The organism is Rhodococcus sp. NPDC055024 (assembly GCF_053608585.1).
This window is the reverse complement of the sequence record NZ_JBSGVT010000005.1, coordinates 228106-247005: the sequence shown is the minus strand read 5'-3', so window position 1 is coordinate 247005 and position 18900 is coordinate 228106. Positions and strand designations below refer to the sequence as shown.

General features: G+C 63.5%; 18 protein-coding genes. 9 read left to right on the top strand and 9 right to left on the bottom strand.

The annotated features are described in order from the left end of the window. Positions 1-36 precede the first annotated feature (36 nt). Together ACWF6P_RS14010 and ACWF6P_RS14005 are read right to left on the bottom strand one after the other, a co-directional pair. Positions 37-270, bottom strand: a complete 234-nt coding sequence (locus tag ACWF6P_RS14010) for a hypothetical protein (protein WP_452621389.1) — start codon at positions 268-270, stop codon at positions 37-39. Next, on the bottom strand, positions 267-1661 hold the full coding sequence (locus ACWF6P_RS14005; protein ID WP_452621388.1) for a PspC domain-containing protein: 1395 nt from the start codon (positions 1659-1661) through the stop codon (positions 267-269). Before ACWF6P_RS14005 ends, ACWF6P_RS14010 begins: the two co-directional genes overlap by 4 nt. 236 nt (positions 1662-1897) lie before the next feature. Between ACWF6P_RS14005 and ACWF6P_RS14000 the strand changes: the two genes are divergently transcribed. The 3 genes from ACWF6P_RS14000 to ACWF6P_RS13990 are packed head-to-tail and all read left to right on the top strand — an operon-like array spanning position 1898 to position 5338. After that, positions 1898-3178, top strand: a complete 1281-nt coding sequence (locus tag ACWF6P_RS14000; protein WP_378534594.1) for an ATP-binding protein — start codon at positions 1898-1900, stop codon at positions 3176-3178. Beyond that, positions 3175-3834: a response regulator gene (locus tag ACWF6P_RS13995; RefSeq protein ID WP_003940972.1), complete on the top strand. Its 660-nt coding sequence runs from the start codon at positions 3175-3177 to the stop codon at positions 3832-3834. Before ACWF6P_RS14000 ends, ACWF6P_RS13995 begins: the two co-directional genes overlap by 4 nt. 49 nt (positions 3835-3883) lie before the next feature. After that, positions 3884-5338 carry an MFS transporter gene (locus ACWF6P_RS13990; RefSeq protein ID WP_452621387.1) on the top strand — a complete coding sequence of 485 codons (1455 nt, stop codon included), beginning with the start codon at positions 3884-3886 and terminating at the stop codon, positions 5336-5338. Here the strand turns inward: ACWF6P_RS13990 and ACWF6P_RS13985 are convergent. The 6 genes from ACWF6P_RS13985 to ACWF6P_RS13960 all read right to left on the bottom strand — a co-directional run bounded on the left by ACWF6P_RS13985 (position 5335) and on the right by ACWF6P_RS13960 (position 10914). After that, positions 5335-6543 carry an MFS transporter gene (locus tag ACWF6P_RS13985; RefSeq protein ID WP_452621386.1) on the bottom strand — a complete coding sequence of 403 codons (1209 nt, stop codon included), beginning with the start codon at positions 6541-6543 and terminating at the stop codon, positions 5335-5337. The genes ACWF6P_RS13990 and ACWF6P_RS13985 overlap by 4 nt on opposite strands. Positions 6544-6732: 189 nt before the next feature. Beyond that, complete coding sequence (locus ACWF6P_RS13980; RefSeq protein WP_452621385.1) at positions 6733-8127, bottom strand: sensor histidine kinase; 1395 nt, start codon at positions 8125-8127, stop codon at positions 6733-6735. Continuing rightward, on the bottom strand, positions 8124-8822 hold the full coding sequence (locus tag ACWF6P_RS13975) for a response regulator transcription factor (protein WP_452621384.1): 699 nt from the start codon (positions 8820-8822) through the stop codon (positions 8124-8126). The genes ACWF6P_RS13980 and ACWF6P_RS13975 overlap by 4 nt, the downstream gene beginning before the upstream one ends. Before the next feature lie 75 nt (positions 8823-8897). Further along, on the bottom strand, positions 8898-9539 hold the full coding sequence (locus ACWF6P_RS13970; RefSeq protein WP_452621383.1) for a phosphatase PAP2 family protein: 642 nt from the start codon (positions 9537-9539) through the stop codon (positions 8898-8900). Positions 9540-9541: 2 nt separating this feature from the next. Then, positions 9542-10126: a M15 family metallopeptidase gene (locus ACWF6P_RS13965; RefSeq protein ID WP_452621382.1), complete on the bottom strand. Its 585-nt coding sequence runs from the start codon at positions 10124-10126 to the stop codon at positions 9542-9544. 110 nt (positions 10127-10236) lie between these two features. Next, entirely contained in the window at positions 10237-10914 is a 678-nt protein-coding gene (locus ACWF6P_RS13960; protein ID WP_452621381.1) for a winged helix-turn-helix transcriptional regulator, read from the bottom strand. 135 nt (positions 10915-11049) lie between these two features. Between ACWF6P_RS13960 and ACWF6P_RS13955 the strand changes: the two genes are divergently transcribed. Both ACWF6P_RS13955 and ACWF6P_RS13950 read left to right on the top strand, forming a co-directional pair. Next, a complete protein-coding gene (locus ACWF6P_RS13955; RefSeq protein WP_452621380.1) occupies positions 11050-11886 on the top strand; it encodes a class I SAM-dependent methyltransferase in 837 nt (278 codons plus the stop codon). After that, the gene (locus tag ACWF6P_RS13950) at positions 11886-13274 is read left to right on the top strand and encodes an FAD-binding oxidoreductase (RefSeq protein ID WP_452621379.1); all 1389 of its coding nucleotides are present in this window, start codon (positions 11886-11888) and stop codon (positions 13272-13274) included. Before ACWF6P_RS13955 ends, ACWF6P_RS13950 begins: the two co-directional genes overlap by 1 nt. 28 nt (positions 13275-13302) lie before the next feature. On the opposite strand, the gene ACWF6P_RS13945 is transcribed toward ACWF6P_RS13950, so the two are convergent. Then, positions 13303-14502, bottom strand: a complete 1200-nt coding sequence (locus ACWF6P_RS13945) for a serine/threonine-protein kinase (RefSeq protein ID WP_452621378.1) — start codon at positions 14500-14502, stop codon at positions 13303-13305. A 227-nt stretch (positions 14503-14729) separates the two neighbouring features. Here ACWF6P_RS13945 and ACWF6P_RS13940 point away from each other — a divergent pair, with 227 nt between their 5' ends. From ACWF6P_RS13940 to ACWF6P_RS13925, 4 genes are all read left to right on the top strand, one after another. Beyond that, positions 14730-15590: a hypothetical protein gene (locus ACWF6P_RS13940; RefSeq protein WP_314675641.1), complete on the top strand. Its 861-nt coding sequence runs from the start codon at positions 14730-14732 to the stop codon at positions 15588-15590. Then, complete coding sequence (locus tag ACWF6P_RS13935) at positions 15587-17140, top strand: DNA polymerase Y family protein (protein WP_452621377.1); 1554 nt, start codon at positions 15587-15589, stop codon at positions 17138-17140. Before ACWF6P_RS13940 ends, ACWF6P_RS13935 begins: the two co-directional genes overlap by 4 nt. Positions 17141-17305: 165 nt before the next feature. Continuing rightward, positions 17306-18151 (top strand): alpha/beta hydrolase, encoded by an 846-nt coding sequence (locus tag ACWF6P_RS13930; RefSeq protein ID WP_452621376.1) that lies wholly within the window; start codon positions 17306-17308, stop codon positions 18149-18151. Further along, a complete protein-coding gene (locus tag ACWF6P_RS13925) occupies positions 18138-18893 on the top strand; it encodes an alpha/beta fold hydrolase (RefSeq protein WP_378447771.1) in 756 nt (251 codons plus the stop codon). The genes ACWF6P_RS13930 and ACWF6P_RS13925 overlap by 14 nt, the downstream gene beginning before the upstream one ends. Positions 18894-18900 lie beyond the last annotated feature (7 nt).

Here is an 18900-nt window from a genome sequence, read left to right as displayed (position 1 = left end):
TTAACCCCCCGCGGTTAATAAAGGCGCACAGCAGTTTTACTTGCGGTTTCGTCGATTCGGCAGGATCACCAGCAGTAGTCCTGCCACGACGGCGGCACCGACGAACAGCCAACGGAATTGAATATTCGTTGCCGGTGCCAGGGAGAACGGGCCGACCAACGCCCACACACTGATCAACAGTGCGGCCAACCCTGCGATCAGCAGAAGTGCTGAGGGGCGCTTGGATTCTCGGATCTCGTCCGGGTCTGTGGTCTCGTCGAAGTCGCTCATGATTGCGTCACCTTCAGGCTGCCGAACGTTGCTTTGGCGTTGATGGTCAGTGTGGGTGAATCCGGTGTCACATCACGGCCCGGGTGTATTCCGCCGTCGAGGCAACCTGATCCGTCACCCATGACGACGGTGCAGCTGTTCTTGACGTTGACGGTTGGTGGCACGATGACGGTGAACTCGCCGAACGACGCCGCGACGTCGATGGTCTTGTCCTCGGTGAACTTGACCCCGTTGAGGTCGAGAGTGAAGCTGCCGAAGGCTCCCGAGTACGACGGGTCCAGCTCGGAAGCTGTTGCCGGAGTCCACCTTTGCTCACCCGAGGCGTCGAACTCGATCGGGTAGACCAACGAGGCGAGAAGCACGAAACCCACGAGTGGTCCGGTGACGACCAGCAGGCCGTACCCCTTGCGGAAGAATGCCCCGAGGATCAGGCCGAGGGCGATGACGGCGAGTCCGACAGCACCGACTCGGCCGGGAGTGAACCACTCGTTGCCGGTTGCGGCGCCCGCTGCCCCGGTGACGGCGGCGACGATGATTGCGAGTCCGAGGACCGTCAGCGTCCAACGCGAGCGACGCTTACGTGGTGGCAAAGGCAGCAGCGGCGTGGCCTTGACTGCCGGGTCCGGGAGATCCCAGGCGAACGGAGCGACACCGAGCGGATCCCAGGAGGGCGGTGTGATGGCGGCCTCGCCGATCACCTCGGTCGGATTGGTCGTGACCGAAGGTCCCGGGTCCTTGGAGAGGTTGATCGTCGGATGATCGGCTTGGGATTGCGGTGACTGCTGTGATTGCTCAGCCGGTCGTTCCTCGGGCACGTAGCTGTCGGGAAGTTTGGTGTACGGCGTGTACATGGGCGGCTGATTGGGTGCGAAGTATCCGGGAGTGAACGGCCCGGGCGTGAAACCCGTGCCTGGATACGCGGTACCCGCACCGACGTACGGTGACGTGCTCTGTGGCAGCGCAGGCGGGACAGGCGCTCGTTGGTAGAGCAGCCACAGGCCTCCGACCATCAGAATCAGCCCGATCAGACCGGAACCACCCAGGCCGACGCCGACGGGGCCGACAGTCGTAGCCGCGATGGCGAGAGCCACCAACAAGACGATGGTCTTGGTGCTGGAATCGGAGCTGTGTCCGCGGCCCATCAACGACTGCGCTGGGGACGATCCGTCACCGGCGCGGGCGAGCACCAACCAGCCGGCGAGGTAGAGAAGGATGCCTGAGCCGCCGAAAATGGTGGAGGCCACGAACGCCACACGAACCAGAATGGGGTCGATGCCGTACCGGTATCCGATTCCGGCGCATACCCCGGCCACGTGACCTTGTGCCGGCAGACGCACGGGGCGGGTCCGCCACAGATCCTGGATCTGTTCTTGGAAAGTCGGATTGTTCATGAATCAATCCTGGCTTCCGAGGCGGCCTCCGCGCATCAGGGCCAACCCTGATCTTTCTGGTGATCGTGACCAGGGGCAGCGCCCTGATTCAGGGTTGGACCCTGATGTGTGTCTGCGTGGTTCGTGCCAGTATCGACTATGTGCAATATGTGTCAGATCCGCCGTTCGTGAGCGGACCCGCTCCCGGGTTTCCAGGAGGCCCGCCTGTCAACGGGGTACCGGCGCCCGCCGTACCCATGAAGAAGGGTGTGCCCATCCCGGGCGGCGTTCCGCTGCGAAAGTTGGAGCGGCGCTCAGGCGGCCGCATCGTCGCCGGTGTCGCTGGCGGTATCGCCGATCATCTCGGGATCGACGTCCTGAAAGTTCGAGTCGCCTTCGCGATTCTCGCGGCGATGGCCGGGTCCGGCATCGTGATTTACGGCGCCCTCTGGATCTTCACCTCAGCCGGTACGGACACCCAGAAGCCGTCCGCCGCCGAGCGGCAGCGGGCGTACGGATTGATCGCACTCGGTTTGGGCGGTGCTGCGGCGTTGTCGTGGTTGTTCAGTGGCACGGCGGGTTCGGTGCTCGCGCCGTTCTTCGTCGTAGCGATCGGTGCTGCCTTGGTGTGGCGCGAATTCGACTCCGACGGTCCGCGTACCGTCATCGGCTTGCCGCAGCGGCCAACCGTTCTCACGTGGGCGCGCGTGGTCGGGGGCGCCACGCTGATCGTCCTGGGTCTTGGCGTCGTCGTCCTGGCGCAGGTCGACCTCGAAGCATTGCGATCGTCCCTGTTGGCTGTGGTGGTCACGCTCATCGGTGTCGGATTGTTGACAGTGCCGTTGTGGCTGCGGATGTGGCGTGCTCTCGGCGCCGAGCGTGCGGCCCGAATTCGCAACGACGAGCGTGAAGAGATTGCGTCGCATCTGCACGACTCCGTGCTTCAGACTTTGGCGCTGATCCAGAAGCAGTCCGACAATCCGCAAGAAGTTGCGCGCCTGGCCCGTGGTCAGGAACGCGAGCTGCGCAAGTGGTTGTTCAGCGGCGGCGATATCGATCACACGAGTTTGACCGAAGGCCTGAAGATCATCGCCGGCGAAGTGGAAGACCAACACGGTGTCACGGTCCGTCCCGTCACGGTCGGCGACGTGCAACTCGAAGGCGAGGGCGTCGAGAACGGTCTGCCCAAGGAGGCGTTCACCGCGCTCCTCGGTGCGACGCGCGAAGCTCTCGTCAACTCCGCAAAGCACTCGGGGGAGAAGGAAATCAATCTGTTCGCCGAGGTCGAGGGCGACCAAGTCAGTGTGTTCGTGCGTGATCGCGGCGTCGGATTCGACGTCAATGCTGTGCCGGAGGATCGTCAGGGGTTGGCCAAGTCGATTCGTGGTCGCATCGAACGTCGAGGTGGCCGGGTGGTGGTTCGGTCCGACATCGGAAAGGGCACGGAGATCCGCGTGCACATGCCGCTTGGTGACTCTGCTCTAAAGTGGGACGAGACTGCTGACCGTGTCGACAACCCCGAGGAACAGCCCCAGTGACTTCGCTTGCGCCGCCCCCGTACCGCGTATTTCTTGTCGACGATCATGCAGTGTTCCGCTCCGGGGTGAGGGCGGAACTCTCGCGCGAAGCAGACATGGACGTCGTCGGTGAGGCCGGCGGCGTCGCGGAGGCAATCGCGGGTATCAACTCGACGAAGCCGCACGTCGTTCTACTCGACGTCCACATGCCCGACGGTGGTGGAGTGGCAGTTCTGCGGGGAATCGATTCCGGTCCGGTGTGCTTGGCGCTCAGCGTTTCCGACGCGGCCGAAGACGTGATCGCGGTGATCCGCGGTGGTGCTCGCGGGTACGTGACCAAGACGATCTCGGGATCCGAACTTGCCGAGGGCGTGCGACGCGTTGCCGGTGGTGACGCAGTGTTCGGGCCGCGCCTGGCAGGCTTCGTACTCGACTCCTTCACCGGACGTTCCAATGCGCCGGAGCCGCAACTCGATCCGGAACTCGACTCGCTGACCCCGCGCGAACTCGAGGTGCTGCGCTTGCTGGCACGTGGGTACACCTACCGTGAAATTGCGGAGGACCTGGTGATTTCCGTGAAGACGGTCGAGACTCACGCGTCGAATGTCCTGCGAAAGACTCAGCAGTCCAATCGCAATGCGCTGACGCGTTGGGCACATCGCCGCCAGATCGACTGAATTTCCGCGCGCTCTTTCGCGATTGCGTGTGAAGGCGCACCATGGACCGATGACGGAACCACTGGCGCTCGCGTCGAGACGTGGGCGTTGGGTTGTCGCCGCTACCGTTCTCGGCTCGAGCATGGCCCTCCTCGACGGTACGGTTGTCAACATTGCTCTGCCGCATATCGGTGAAGAATTAGGTTCCGGTGTCGCAGGGCTGCAGTGGACGCTCAGCGGATACACCCTGGCATTGGCTTCGCTGATACTGCTCGGGGGAGCACTCGGAGATCGTTGGGGTCGGCGACGGGTATTCGTGTGGGGGACGGTCTGGTTCGCGGTCGCGTCGTTGCTCTGCGGAATTGCACCTGACATCACATTTCTGGTGATTGCACGGATCCTGCAGGGCGTGGGGGCGGCGCTGTTGACGCCTGGCAGCCTTGCCATCATCTCCGCGTCACTTCGTGAAGAGGACCGCGGCGCAGCCATCGGATTGTGGTCGGGTTTAGGTGGTGTCGCCGGCGCCGTCGGACCGCTTTTCGGTGGTTGGCTGGTGGAAGTGGCGGGATGGCGATCGGTGTTCCTCCTCAACATTCCGCTGGCGATCGTCGTGGTGTGGGCAGCGGTGCGCCACGTGCCGGAGAGCCGGGACCCGCATCCACCCGAGCATTTGGATCTGCTCGGATCCGCCTGCGCAGTAGTTGGTCTCGGCGCGCTGACGTACGGGCTTATCGAGGTCAACCCGACAGTCGGGCTGATCGGAGTGATCGCTCTGTGCCTGTTCGTCGTGGTGGAACGACGCTCACCGAGCGCCTTGGTGCCGCCGTCGCTGTTCCGTTCGAGGATGTTCGTCGCAGCCAATCTTGTGACACTTGCGGTCTATGCGGCACTTGGCGGTGTGTTCTTCCTGCTCGTGCTGCAACTGCAATTGGTTGCCGGGTACTCGCCGGTGGCAGCCGGTGTCGCAACCGTGCCGATCACCTTGGCGCTCTTGCTGTTGTCATCGCGGGCGGGAAGCTACGCCCAGACCCACGGACCGCGATTGCCGATGACGGTCGGCCCGGCGGTTGCTGCGGTGGGGTTGGTGCTGATGACGCGAATCGGCCCGGAAGCGTCGTACCTGACCGTCGTGTTGCCGGGTGTTCTGGTGTTCGGACTCGGCCTTGCGGTGATGGTGGCGCCGTTGACCACCGCGGTGCTCGGCTCGGTGCCGGTCGAGCAGTCGGGAATTGCGTCCGGGGTGAACAATGCCGTTGCCCGCACGAGCCAACTTCTTGCCGTTGCGGCCTTGCCGGCGCTCGTGGGTATCGACGCCGCGAGCCTGGTCGATCCGACGAGTTTCTCCGACGGTTTCCGGTACGCGATGTACATCTGTGTGGCGCTGCTGTTGGTCGGTGCGGTGATCGCCGCAACGCTGATCCGTACTCCGACAGTAGAGCCCGTTCAAGAGGCGGATTCGGTTGCCTGCAAGCCGCATTGCGATCTGACGGGACCTGCGGTGCAACCGAATCCGTTGAGGGACTAGACGCTGATGTCGCGATCTCGGCTGGGCACCAAGGGGATTGCCGCGGCTGGAAATGCTGCGACTATCGCGAAGGCGAGCGGGTAGCCCACTGCGCCGATCAGCGCACCGACCACCGGGCCCACTGCTGACGCGGCGATGAACTGGCCGGTGTTCTGTGCGCCCAACGCTTTTCCTTGCCATTTCGGCCCGGCAGCTTCGGCGACGGATGTGAACGCCAACCCGTTGTCGGCGACGCTGACGGTGGTTGCCAACAGCAGGATCAATGCCGGAACACCCCATGGCGCCGCGTCGGCTGCTGCCATTGCCAACATGACCGCAGATGCAGAAACCGCTACCAACCGCAGCGGGCCCACTCTGCTTCCGGCGTGATCACTCCAGATGCCGACAACGATGCGTCCGAGCGCGCCCACGAACTGAGAGATCCCGATCAGGAGACCCGCGGGCGCAGCGTCCCATCCTTGCTCGCTGATCAGCCAGACCAGACCGAATGTCGAAAGGGTGAACTGCGGAAACACCAGCAGTGCCGAGACGACATGGATGCGCCAGAGGAACCAGTTCGAACGATACGGATTTACCGTTTCGACCGGGATATCCGTAGGCCGCGCCGCCGGCCGCGGGGGATTGATCAATGCGACGGCGCAGATCAAGGCGAGGACGCCGTTGAGAGCCACCGACAGCCCGACAGCCGAACCGATTCCTACGTTCGCAGCGAGAGTCGGGATGGTCAGCGACGCAATGGTCACGCCCAGGGGCTGTGACATCTGCCGGATTCCCATCGCGAGGCCGCGCCGATCCTTGGGAAACCAGCCGACCACAACACGTCCACTGGCAGCGTTGGTGCTCGCCGCAGCCATTCCGCCCAGCAGAAACGCGATCCCGAGGAGGGTGTAGTTGTCGGTGGTGGTCGCGGCCAGCGCGGCGATCGCCGTCAGACCGAGCCCGATGGAGATGACCCATTTCTCGCCGAATCTGTCAGCCACCGCTCCCCACGCCACCAGCGTGAGAACCATGCCGAAAGTGGGTGCAGCGGCCAGGGTTCCGGCTTGCGTCAGCGAGAGGCCGTGCTCGGAATGCAGCAGCGGGATCAGGAAGGCTGGGGTGCTGACGAAGACTGTGCCTGCTGCCTGGGCGGCGACACCGATGCCGAGCATCGTCCAAGCCTTCGGGGAGACTGCCGTCTTTTCCAACCGCGACGCCTGCGTCATGGTGCCCTCCGATTTCTGCGCTGTCCGATGTGCCCAGGCTACGCGCGCGGTTTCACATGTTGAAACCGTAATCCCACTATTTGGTAGGACGTCGGCGGTGCTGGGTTGCGACGTGCCCACCCCTTTTCGAGCGAACGGTACGACGATCGCCTTCGATGCGCTGAAAGGTACGTTCGCTCGGGGAGGGGGTCAGCGACGGGGCAGGCGAACCGTGAAGACCGTGCGCCCGTCCACCTGGTCGACGCCGATGGTGCCGCCGTGCAAGTGCACGTTCTCGACGGCGAGGGAGAGTCCGAGCCCGCTGCCCTCGCTGCGCCCGCGCGCAGTGTCGACCTTGTAGAACCGCCGGAAGATCGCCTGCCGATCTTCCGGTGAGATGCCGGGGCCGTGGTCGACGACGGTGATGACGGAGAAACCGGGTTCGACGCTCAACTCGACGCGAACCGGGGGCGCTCCGTGGCGCAGTGCGTTACCGACGAGGTTGGCGACGACGATGTCGATTCGACGCGAATCAACTCTGGCACTGACATTTTCAAGTGCGCGGAGTTCGACGGTTTCCGTCCAACCGCGGCTCTCGAGTGTGCGCTCGGTCAATTCGACGAGGTCGACGTCGTCGAGGACGAGGTGTGCTTGCTGAGAGTCGTGGCGAGACATTTCGATGAGGTCTTCGACCAGCCGAGTGAGCTTGCCGATCTCACTGCTCACGATGCGAGCGGCAGCGGCGGCGTCGGGCGGAAGATGGGGGATCTCTTCACGGAGAATTTCGCTGACCGGAACCAACGCGGCCAGCGGCGTTCGAAGCTCGTGGGAGACGTCGGCGACGAACCTTCGCGACTGCTCTTCCGATTCTTCCAGGCCTCGGATGACCGCTTCGTTGCGAGCGACCATGTTGTTGAACGTTGTTGTGACCTGGGCGAGTTCGGCTACTCCGTCTTCGGGCAGCCGGACACTCAGGTCGCCGTCGGCGGCACGGGCGGCGGCTTCGTCCAGGCGTTTGAGCGGACGGACAAGCGTCGACGCAATCCAAAGCCCGAGCAAACCGCTCACCAACACGCCAGCGGCGAGGGTGAGGCCGACAGCTCGAAGCAGGTCGTCGAACTTGTCCTGCACTCCTACCAGCGGCCGGATGGTGACGGCTTTGACCAGTGTCTCGTTGTCGTAGCCGTCGTCTGCGCTCATGTCCACGACATTGACGGACATACCCAACATGATTCGCTGGGAGTCGAGTCTCTCGAAGCGGATCAGTTGGGGACTGTCCAAACCGTCCTCGAAGCTGGGCGGGATGGTCGCCGCATCCACGGATCCTTGACGGATGACCTCGCCGTCGGCGATCAGTGTCATGTCGGATTGGAAAATCTGTTCCAGGTTGGCAGTTGTCAACTCGTCTACCGGCACCCCGTTGCTGTACTGCATTTCGTCTCGAAATTGTGCCGTTGCGACGTCCTGAGCGTTGGAATAGATCCACGACCGCGCCATGAACGAGACGACGCCTGCGGTTGCCCCGGCAATGATCACGACGATTGCGATGAACACGAGCACGAGCCTGGTCCGCAGACCGTCGACCTGAAGCCAGGGCGGTCTCATCGAGCCGAGCTGGTGTTGAAGCGATACCCGAACCCGCGCACCGTTTCGATGACGGTCGGTGCGGCCGGGTCGTCTTCGATCTTTCCGCGCAGCCGCTGCACCGCAGCATCGACGATTCGGGAATCGCCCAGGTATTCCTGGTCCCAGGCCGCGGACAACAACTGTCGGCGGCTGAGGACCTGCCCCGGGTTCTCGGTCAGCGCGAGTATCAGTCGGAGTTCGGTCGGGGTCAGGGTCAGCAGCGTCCCGGCTTTGCGGACCTGCAATGACGACCGATCCAATTCCAGGTCGCCGAACGTCTCTGCACCCGGCGGCACATCTGGACGCGTTGTTGCGGGTGCCGAACGCCGCACGACGGCTTTGATTCGAGCGTCGAGGACACGCGGACTGGCCGGTTTGACGACGTAGTCGTCGGCGCCGGCTTCGAGTCCGGCAACGGTGTCGATGTCGTCGGATCGAGCGGTCAGAATGATGATCGGGATCGAACTGCGGGTGCGGATACGGCGGCAGATCTCGTAACCGTCAGCTCCCGGCAACCCGAGGTCGAGGAGGACGAGGTCGGTGGCGCCCAGGGCGTCGTCGAAATCGCCGTTACCGTCGGGGCGATGGCTGACGTTGTGCCCGAGTCGGTTCAGTCCCAACGTGATTGCCTCGGCCACGGCTGGATCGTCTTCTATGAAAAGAATGCTCACCATGAGCTCACCTTGGACTCGCCATGATCAGGGGCCTTCTGCGGTCGGAGGAATCTCGGTCAGCCAAGGGTACAGGGATCACACTCGCGAGAGTCGCTCGTTGCCTGAGTCTGCCAGTACCGCATGCCGGGCGATGCTGGTGTTCAACGGAAATGCCGACACAGCGAGGGTGTAGCAGCCGACGAGCAGTAGCGCACCGATCACGTCACTCGGCCGGTGCCATTGCAGCACGACTACGGAGATCGCGGTTCCGATGGTGACCAACGCACCGTTGACCGCAACGACCGCCCGCCACCTCGAGGGTGTGACGATCACGATCGCGCAGACCAGAGCAGCGATGGCCGTCAAAGTGCCGCTGGGGAAGGAATTGTGCATCACCAGACCGTTCAGGTCCGGTCGATCCAGCGATTGTTTGAGAACCCAGGCCGTCGTGATGGGGCCGAGGGTCACGACGACGACGCGTAAAGCTAGCGCAATCGGGTTGTTGCGCAATGTGATCATGAGCGCCACGAGCACTCCTCCCACTATCAGTATCGGGGTGACGAGGCCGATGAATTCGGCGGAGAACACGCTGAGGCGTTCGGAGGTGGCCGCGCCCACCATGAGTTGTTGGTCGACGATCTGACCACCGGTGGTGTTGACCGCCAATTCGAATTCGACGACTCCGAGAATCAAGAGTGCCAGTGCGGCAATCAGTCTCGCTGGTTTGACTCGTGTCATGATCAGCGTTCCGCTCTCTCGTCCGAAGGGTTGCTCAGTTGTGGCGGGCATTCCCCGCCGGGAGTGGTTGCCAACTCGAAATGCCACATCTCGTTGGCATAGGTCTGGCAGAGGCCGTAATCGCTGCCGTGCTGGATGAGCCAGTCGTCAGCGTCGGTCGGTCCGATGTCGACGGCTTGTCCGCTGACATGCTTCGACAGACTCGGGGAGTGCACCCACTTGGACGCTTCGTCCACGCTGCCATACCTGACGACGGCTTCGTCGAACAGACGCTGCTGGTATGCCGCGGACCGCCAACCCGATGTGACGTGCATGTCCACCTCGGATGCCTGTGCGTCGGCCGCTGCCGACTGCAGTGCAGCGAGCAGGGCCGAATCGAGACGGGCCAGTGCGGGCACATGAGTGTCCTGCAAGCTGATGCCGTCCTCGATCTCGCCGCCCGAAGGTCCTGAATCTGGCTGAGTGGCAAGGTAGTTACCGCTCTTCGGTTGCGCTTCTTCCGTGTACGAGCACGCGCTGAGCGTGACCGTACCGAGCACGACTGCACCGAGTGCGACGAGGCGGATGATTCCGCAGGGGCTGGGCATGCACCAGAGCCTGCTCGGTCCATGTCACCGACAAGTGGTCACCGTTCGTCGACGGTGTCACGGTCTGCAACAGCTTTGTAACAGGACGGAACGGGGCTGGTGAGCGCGCGTTATGCGGGGCGCGGGATCGATGCGAAAGTCGAGAGTTCGAACCACGAAGGCAAGCTACGACGCAATGCTGTCGGCCCCGAAATGATGACGTCACCGGACCGTATTGCGTCCGACCAGGTCAGGTTGCCGCGCCAGATCTCGGTCATCGGTCGCAAGCCCGCAGAGACCGACACTGCAACGTCGAAACCTGGATCGATATCGCACATGTCCACCTCGCCGGAATTGATGACGAGCCACCAGTTCCGGGAATGTCCACGCACTCCGGAGAATGCGAAGTGCACCACGGTCTTGCCGTCGGGCACCACGGAATGATCCACCCGGCGATGCATGTCCCACAGCAGCAGTTTCGGATCCAGATCTTCGTCGCCCAGCTCGCCGATCCATCTGGTGCCCCAGATGCCGAGAGCTTCGACCACAGGACGCAGTTCGCGTCCGGCTTCGGTCAGACGATAGCTGACGACGCAGTCGGTTTCTTCTCGCTCCACGATGCCGGCGACCGCGAGCTGGTGAAGCCGGGTCGAGAGCAGTGTCGGTGACATTCGCGGAAGCCCGCGGCGGAGATCGTTGAAATGCTCGCTTCCCATGATCAGTTCGCGGAGGAGAAGCAGTGTCCACCGCTCGTCGAGTAGCTCCATCGCCTTGGCGACGGGGCAGAACTGGTGGTACGAGGACCCCATCTCTCGATCGTAGGCCTCCGGGGTGCTCCGGTACAGATTTCGTACTGGAGAGGCGTGAACCGTCGTCGTAGCGTCGAAGTAACGGCATCAACGTTGTTGGGCTCCGAGTACGAAAAATATTGAAGGAGAACGGTAATGAGTGAATCAACGGGAACGCTCGGGCTGGACCGGGAGCTGAAGGCCAAGCACCGGGCAATGTGGGGTCTCGGTAACTATCCGGCGGTGGCGGCGCAGGTCATCGCGGAACTCGGACCTGTATTGGTACGTGAATGCGGCGTGCAGAAAGGAGATCGGGTGCTCGACGTCGCGGCGGGGTCCGGCAATGCGGCGATCCCGGCGGCTGCGCTGGGTGCGCAGGTGATCGCCACCGACCTGGCTCCCGAACTATTCGTGGCAGGAAAGGAGGCCGCGGCTTTCGCAGGTGTCGAACTCGATTGGCAGGAGGCCGATGCCGAGGCTCTTCCCTTCGGCGACAACGAGTTCGACGTGGTGCTCTCGTGCGTCGGCGTGATGTTTGCCCCGCACCATCAGCGCGCCGCGGACGAACTTCTGCGAGTATGCCGATCCGGCGGAAAGATCGGAGTGCTGAGTTGGACTCCAACGGGATTCATCGGCGAGATGTTCAAAACGATGAAGCCGTATGCGCCGCCGCCACCGCCCGGCACCCAACCGGCGCCGTTGTGGGGCGACGAGAACCATGTTCGTGATCTGCTCGGCGATGTCGACGCCAGGACAGACGTACTGCGTGTGGAGACATTCAGCGGACCGGAAGATTTCCGTGATTTCTTCAAGAAGAATTACGGGCCGACCATCGCGGTGTACCGGAACATCGGCGACGATCCTGACCGAACGCAGGCGCTGGACCGAGATCTGCTCGAGTTGGCGAAAAAGTACGGCAGCGGAAGCAAGCCGTTCGTGATGGAGTGGGAGTACCTGCTTCTCACCGCGACACCAGACGGGGGAGGCGCGTGATGACGACGGTCGAGTTCGCGCCGCTGAAATCGGCGATCACAGGTTCTGTGTTCAGCCCCCGAGATCCGGAGTACGACGACGCCAGGTCGATTTGGAACGGGCAGATCGACCATCGGCCGGCGGTGATCGCCCGGTGCCGGTCGGCGTCGGATGTGTCTGTGGCACTTGCATTTGCCAGAGCCCATTCCTTGGAGGTTTCGGTCAGAGGTGGCGGGCATTCCTATCGCGGCGCATCGGTCTGTGAAGGCGGTGTGATGATCGATCTCAGTGCGATCAACGTGGTAACCGTCGCCCCGTCAGCGAAGCGAGCCAGGGTCGGCGGTGGTGCGACGATTGCCGACCTCGACACGGCGACGCAGGAACACGGGTTGGCGGTGACCGGCGGCGTGATCAGTGATACCGGCGTCGGTGGCCTGACGCTCGGTGGTGGCATGGGATGGTTGACTCGCACGCTCGGCCTGGCGATCGACAATCTGGTGTCGGCAGAGGTGGTGCTCGCCGATGGTTCGATCGTGCGAGCCTCCGAAGACGATCACAGCGACTTGTTCTGGGCACTGCGCGGCGGCGGCGGGAACTTCGGAGTGGTCACCGAATTCGAGTACCGTCTGAGCGAGATCGGTCCGGAAGTGCATCTGGGACTGTTCTTCTGGGGGATGGAGGACGGACCGGCAGCGCTTCGTCTTTGCCGCGAGGTGGTGCCGGCCCTACCGGGAAACGCCGGTGCAATGGTTGCGGTCAGTTTGTCCGCGCCGCCGGCACCGTTTGTCCCGGATCAGTTTCACCTGCTTCCCGGATACGCGTTACTGGTAGCCGGTTTCGGATCGGAAGAGGAACACTCGAATGCGATTGCGCCGATTCGAGATGGGGTGCCGACGCTGTTCGAGTTCGTCACCCCGCTCCCGTACACCGGTTTGCAATCGATGCTCGACGACTCGGAACCGTGGGGTGCATACGCCTATGAGAAGGCTTTGGACCTGGTGGATTTCTCCGACGACGTGATCGATGTTCTGACCGAACAAGCGGGCAAGAAATCGTCGCCGATGTCCTTCATGCCGATCTTTCCGCTGCAGGGAGCTTTCGCTTCCGTCGGTGAGGACGACACTGCGTTCGGTGGTTCTCGCACACCACATTACGTGTGCAACATGACGGCGACGGCCACCGATGCCGGGACACTGGAACTGGACCGATCGTGGGTGCGTGAGACCTGGGAAGCCTTGCGTCCGTTCTCGTCCAATCAAGGCGGGTATGTCAACTTCATGACCGATGTCGACGAGGACCGAGTGCGAGCCTCCTACGGCGCGGCGAAGTATGCGCGATTGTCCGCAGTCAAGGCGAAGTACGACCCGGACAACGTGTTTCACCTCAACGCAAATATTCTGCCCGCGTAAGGCGTCCAAGTCAGAGTGCGAACACCAGTCAGACCGTGAATACCAGGATGACGACGATCAACGCGGCCAAGATGATGACGGCAACCATGCCGGTCATGGCGAGGGGAGCCCAGGCCACTACCTTGTCGCGAGTGCTGGCATCGGCGGGGCCGGTCGGTATTCGCGGCGGCCAGGAGAACATGTCCATCGGACTGGGAACGTTCCGTAATGGCGTGTTCTGTTGCACTGCAGGAAGTCCGGTGATCGTGGATCCGGTCAGGCGATTGCGGCGGTGTGGGTCGGCAAGTTGTGTGGTCCGGTGAGCCCAGGCCGGTACGGCGCCCTCGGACGAGTAGACGGGAGCGTCGATCAGCTGCTCGATCGTGCCGCCGCCCGTCGCGGCTGCAGCGAGAGCGTCGCGTGCCTGAGCCATCGTCGGCCGACAGGTGGGGTCCGGCTCGAGGAGCTGAAGGAGAACGTCGGTGAGCGGTCCGGACTTGGTGGGTCGGTAGATCTCGGCCTTGGCGACACGATGCAGTAGAGCGATGGCGTCCGAGTCGATGCCGAAGGGCGGTTGACCCTCGATCACCGTGTAGAGCGTCGACCCGAGTGAGAAGACGTCACTGGCCTCGGTGGGATCGTCGCCGCGGGCAACTTCGGGTGCAAAGTACGCGGGAGTGCCGGTGATGACCTCGTCCTGGGTGTCGGATACGTCGCTCTTTGCGCGGGCGATGCCGAAGTCACTGATCTTGACGGTGCCGAGAGACTTGCCTCGGTCGGCGATCAGGATGTTGCCGGGCTTGATGTCGCGGTGGACGATGCCGGCGGCGTGCGCCTCGGTGAGTGCCGCAGCGATCTGCGCGCCGATCTGCGCGACCTCCAGCGGTGGCAACGTGTCGGCCAGGTTCATCGCCTGGGCGAGGCTGCGGGCGGGGAAGTACTCCATGACCAACCACGGTTCACCGGACTCGATCGCGACGTCGTACATGGCGATGGAGTGGGGGTGGGTGAGCTTTGCGGCGTTCCTGCCTTCGCGCAATGTACGTTCACGGACCTCTTCGGCCGTTTCGCTGTCGAGGCCTTCCGTGCTTGTGACCTGTTTCACCGCGACGTCACGGCTGAGGAGGGTGTCGCGGGCCAGCCAGACGGCGCCCATGCCGCCGTCGCCGATCTTGGAGCGGAGTCGGTACCGCCCCGCCAGCAGGTATTCGGGCCCGATGCCCCTCCCGGTCTGCTCCTGAGCTGTCACGTCTCAAGGTTAATGGATTGATGCCACTGTGACGCTCGAGGCTCCTGTGAACTGGGTTTTTTGCTCTGCTTGACGTGTCGGGGGTGACACGGTTTACTGAAAACAGTTCGAAAATATGTTCGAAATTGCTGTTCGTTGGATGCATGTCAGACCCGACTTCCCCGCGGTTTGCCGGCTGGTTATGGATTGCTGCCGAGTGAGTTTTTCCGGTGTTCCGGAGGATGGGGATGACCGAGGTGACCGAGTTGGTGGAGCTGTCGGCAGATGCGGCGGGGTTGTCCCGTCAGGATCGGCTGGCACAGCTCCGCCGACAGATCGCGTCCATTCCCTCTCGCGGCGATACGTCGTTTTCGGGACCGAGTGTTTCCGTGGCTGGTGTTTCCGGGACAAGTGCAGCAGCCTTCGAGAGTGTTGCCGACCGGGACATACCGGTCGTGGACCGCGCGCACAAGGCTGGTGTTCTCCCAGTGCCGGAAGGTATCGGGGCATTGCTACCGCAGGGCGGTTTGGTGCGCGGAACCGTGGTGTCCGTCGAGGGCGCTGCTTCCTTGCTTTTGGGATTGGTCGCGTCCGTGACGGCGTCCGGAGGGCATGTGGCAGTCATCGGGCAACCTCGACTGGGATTGCTGGCGGCGTACGAGATGGGTGCGCAACTGGAACGTCTGGCACTCATTCCGGCGCCTGGGCCGGATCCGGTCGAGATCGCTGCTGTGCTGCTCGACGGTATGGATCTGGTGATTCTGGGATTGGCGGGTGCGTCGGTATCCCCGTCGCGTGCGCGAGCGGTGGTGGCGCGCGCCCGGAGCAAGGGCTCGACTCTTGTTGTCACCGAAGGTCACTGGGACGGGGCCGAAGTTCGGTTGGACGCTCGGGTTCATGGTTACGGTGGGTTCGGTCAGGGCCGTGAGTTGGGGCGTGGTCGGCTCAGTTCCCTGAGCCTCGCGGTTCGTGCTCGGGGGCGCTCGTTCCAGCCCCGGACCACGCGTCTGGACATCTGCAGTGCAGCCGGGCGGGTCGAGTGGGTACCTTCCCGGCCGGTCGAGGCCGTGTCGGAGCAGGTGGTGTCGTCGCGGGTGGTGTCACTGTGAGCAGAGTTCTGGCGTTGTGGTGCCCGGACTGGCCGGCGGTGGCAGCGGCAGCGCTTGCCGATCTTCCTGCCACGCATCCTGTCGCGGTCACCTCGGGTAATCGGGTGATCGCATGTTCGGCGACGGCCCGCGCGGAGGGAGTGCGACGAGGCCTGCGCCGACGCGAGTCGCAGGCCCGCTGCCCGGAACTGTATGTGGCGATGGCAGATCCGGAACGCGACGCCAGATTGTTCGAGCCGGTCGCCGCGGCCATCGATGCGGTGGCACCGGGAGTCGAGGTACTCCGTCCGGGTTTGTTGGTGCTCAGTGCGCGAGGTGTCAGTCGGTACTTCGGTTCGGAGGAAGCCGCAGCGGAGCGATTGGTGGATCAGGCATCTGCTGCGGGCGTCGAGAGTCAGGTGGGTGTGGCGGATCAGCTGTCCACGGCGGTCATTGCCGCGCGCCGGGCAGCGCTGGTGCCGCCGGGGGAGGGAGCACGGTTTCTGGCGCCGCTACCCATGCCGGAGTTGGCGGCCGAGCCCAGCCTCTCTGCGCCGCATCGCGGAGAGTTGGTTGATCTGCTGCGCAGGCTCGGGATCAGGACCATCGGTGCTTTCGCAGATCTACCGGCAGTGGACGTCGCTTCGCGTTTCGGTGCCGATGCGGTGCTCGCGCATCGTGCCGCGCGTGGTGAACCCGAGCGGCCACCGTCGGCGCGGACGCTTCCGCCGGACCTGGAAGTGGAGCAGCATTACGATCCGTCGATCGAGCGGGTGGATGCCGCAGCGTTTGCCGGGCGTGCCTTGGCAAGTCTGCTGCACGACAAGTTGTCCGCCGCCGCGGTCGCGTGTACGCGTCTGTCGATTTCGGCCAGCACGGGCAACGGTGAAAATCTTTCTCGGACTTGGCGTTGCGCCGAACCTCTGACACCGGAGGGAACGGCCGATCGAGTGCGATGGCAACTGGACGGCTGGCTCACCGGGCGCAGTGAGACCCGGCCGACTGCAGGCATAGCGGTGTTGCGTCTGGAACCGGTGGAGGTGGTCAGTGCCGGTGCCTTGCAGTTGGGACTGTGGGGCGGTGTCGGCGACGAGGAGGAGCGGGCCAGGCGAGCATTGGTGCGCGTGCAAGGTCTTCTGGGCGGCGAATCGGTTCAGGTCGGTGTCCTGAGCGGTGGTCGAGGGCCCTCGGAGCGAATTACCCTGTTGCCCTTGGGAGACGAGCGGGTAGCTGCCCATGATCCGACAGCCCCGTGGCCTGGTCGTCTGCCGCAGCCGTCTCCGGGGTCGATTTTCGTCGACAATCCCAAGGTATGGCTGGGGGATGTGGCCGGCAACGCCGTGTATGTCACCGAGCGCGGTGTCTTCAGTTCGCAGCCGGGAAGGCTGAAGTGGGGGAGCAAGGAATGGGCAGTGCAGGGATGGGCCGGGCCCTGGCCGGTGGATGAGCGATGGTGGGACGCGGCCTCGGCGCGCACGGCGGCGCGTGCTCAGGTTCTGCTGGAGGAATCGCGGGCGCTGTTGATGATCTGTGAAGGCGGTGGATGGTCGGTGGAGGGTGTGTACGAATGAGTGCGCAGGTACAGCCAGCTGTACCGGACATGGTCGAGTCGGCTGTACGAACAGTAGGGGCGCTGGCGCCATCGTACTGACGCTTTCGGGCACCTAGCGTTGATGACATTCAAAAACTCACTGTTGCAATGATTCTCGTCGTTGCAACTCTTCGCGAGGAGTGTCATGAAAACGGCGGGCCGATCTGACGTTTCGGGAACCGATCGACTTCACTACCAGCCGACGGAGCTACGCGGCGCACAACTTCTGGCGTACGACGAAGCCGGCGAAGGCCGAATCGTGGAGGTGTTCGGGGACGTCGCCACAGCTGAGCACATCGTGATCTTCGTGCCAGGCAACGACAACGGCCTGGGAAACTACTTCGACGAGAACCGTCCGACAGGACCGCGAGCGAGCGGATGGACACTGGGAAGGACACTCCGAACGCTCGGGCCGAACGACCGCGTCGCGGTGATCGTGTGGGTCGGTTATCGGACGCCGTGGGGATTTCTCGAGTCGTTCTCGCGGACTCTTGCAGAACGCGGTGCGATCGATCTGGCGCGGTTGACTCGTATCCTGCCGCGGTCGGCGCATGTCACGCTCGTCGGGCACAGCTACGGGGCGGTGGTGTGCGGACTCGCCCTCCCGTCGGCGCGCGCGGACGATTGTGTGGTGATCGGCAGCCCGGGAATGGGGACCAGGTCGCGCAAGGACCTGTGCTTTGGCGGAAATCTCTGGGCTGCTCTGGGGCCGTCGGACTGGATCCGGTACTTCCCGCGCGTGAAGATCGGTCGTCTCGGGCACGGCCCGTCTCCAGTCCGAGCGCAGCACGGAGCCATAGTTTTCGACACCGGCGCCATTCGAGGGCATTGCGGATACTTCGCCGATGCAAGCGAGTCGCTGCGCAACATCGCGAGGATCGGGCTGGCTCGCTACGACGAGGTCACGAGACCAGGGGAGTTGCCGCCTCAGCTGACCGCGTCAGCAATCCGCGAGGACAGGTCTATCCTGGGAACTCGTGAGTGTCGCTAACGTACGAAGTGCCGGCGGGGTCCAGATCAGCTACCGCGATTCCGGCTCGCATCCCAGTGTGGCAGATCTGCCTCCGGTAGTTCTCGTGCACGGGATGGGCGGCGACAGCGGTACCTGGGACAAGTTCGCGCGGACCTTGCGTTCGCGCAACCGACGAGTTGTCTCGGTCGATCTTCGCGGCCACGGCCGGAGCGCTAGGGCGTCGTCGTACCTGTTCGACGAGTTCGCGGACGACGTCATGGACGTGTGTGATCATCTCGAACTCGATCAGGTGGATCTGGTCGGCCATTCGCTCGGCGGGCACGCGGCGTCGTTGATCGCTCAGAAACGTCCCACCGTGGTGCGGAAGTTGGTCATCGAGGAAGCGCCGTTACCACTACGTGCGGGTGACCCGGAACAGGTGTTCGCGAGGAAATTGCCGAGTGTGCCAGAACTGTGGCACGCCACAACAAGTTTGGTGCGACATCCGCGAGCCGCGCTGACGTTCGATCGCTCGATGACGCGGTCCGCGCTCGAGCAGTTCCGCCGACCGGATCCGCAGTGGTGGGATCGCTTGCCACTCATCGAGGCCGACATGTTGTTCCTGCGTGGAGGTCTGGGCGGGATGGTGGACCCCGTTCGCCTCGACGCTGTTGCGGCCACGGTCGCGCGCTGCGAATTGGTCTCCTTCCGCACCGGCCACAGTGTCCACCGCGACGGTCACCGTCAATTCGAATCCGTTGTGTTGCCGTTCATTTCCTGAAAGCGGA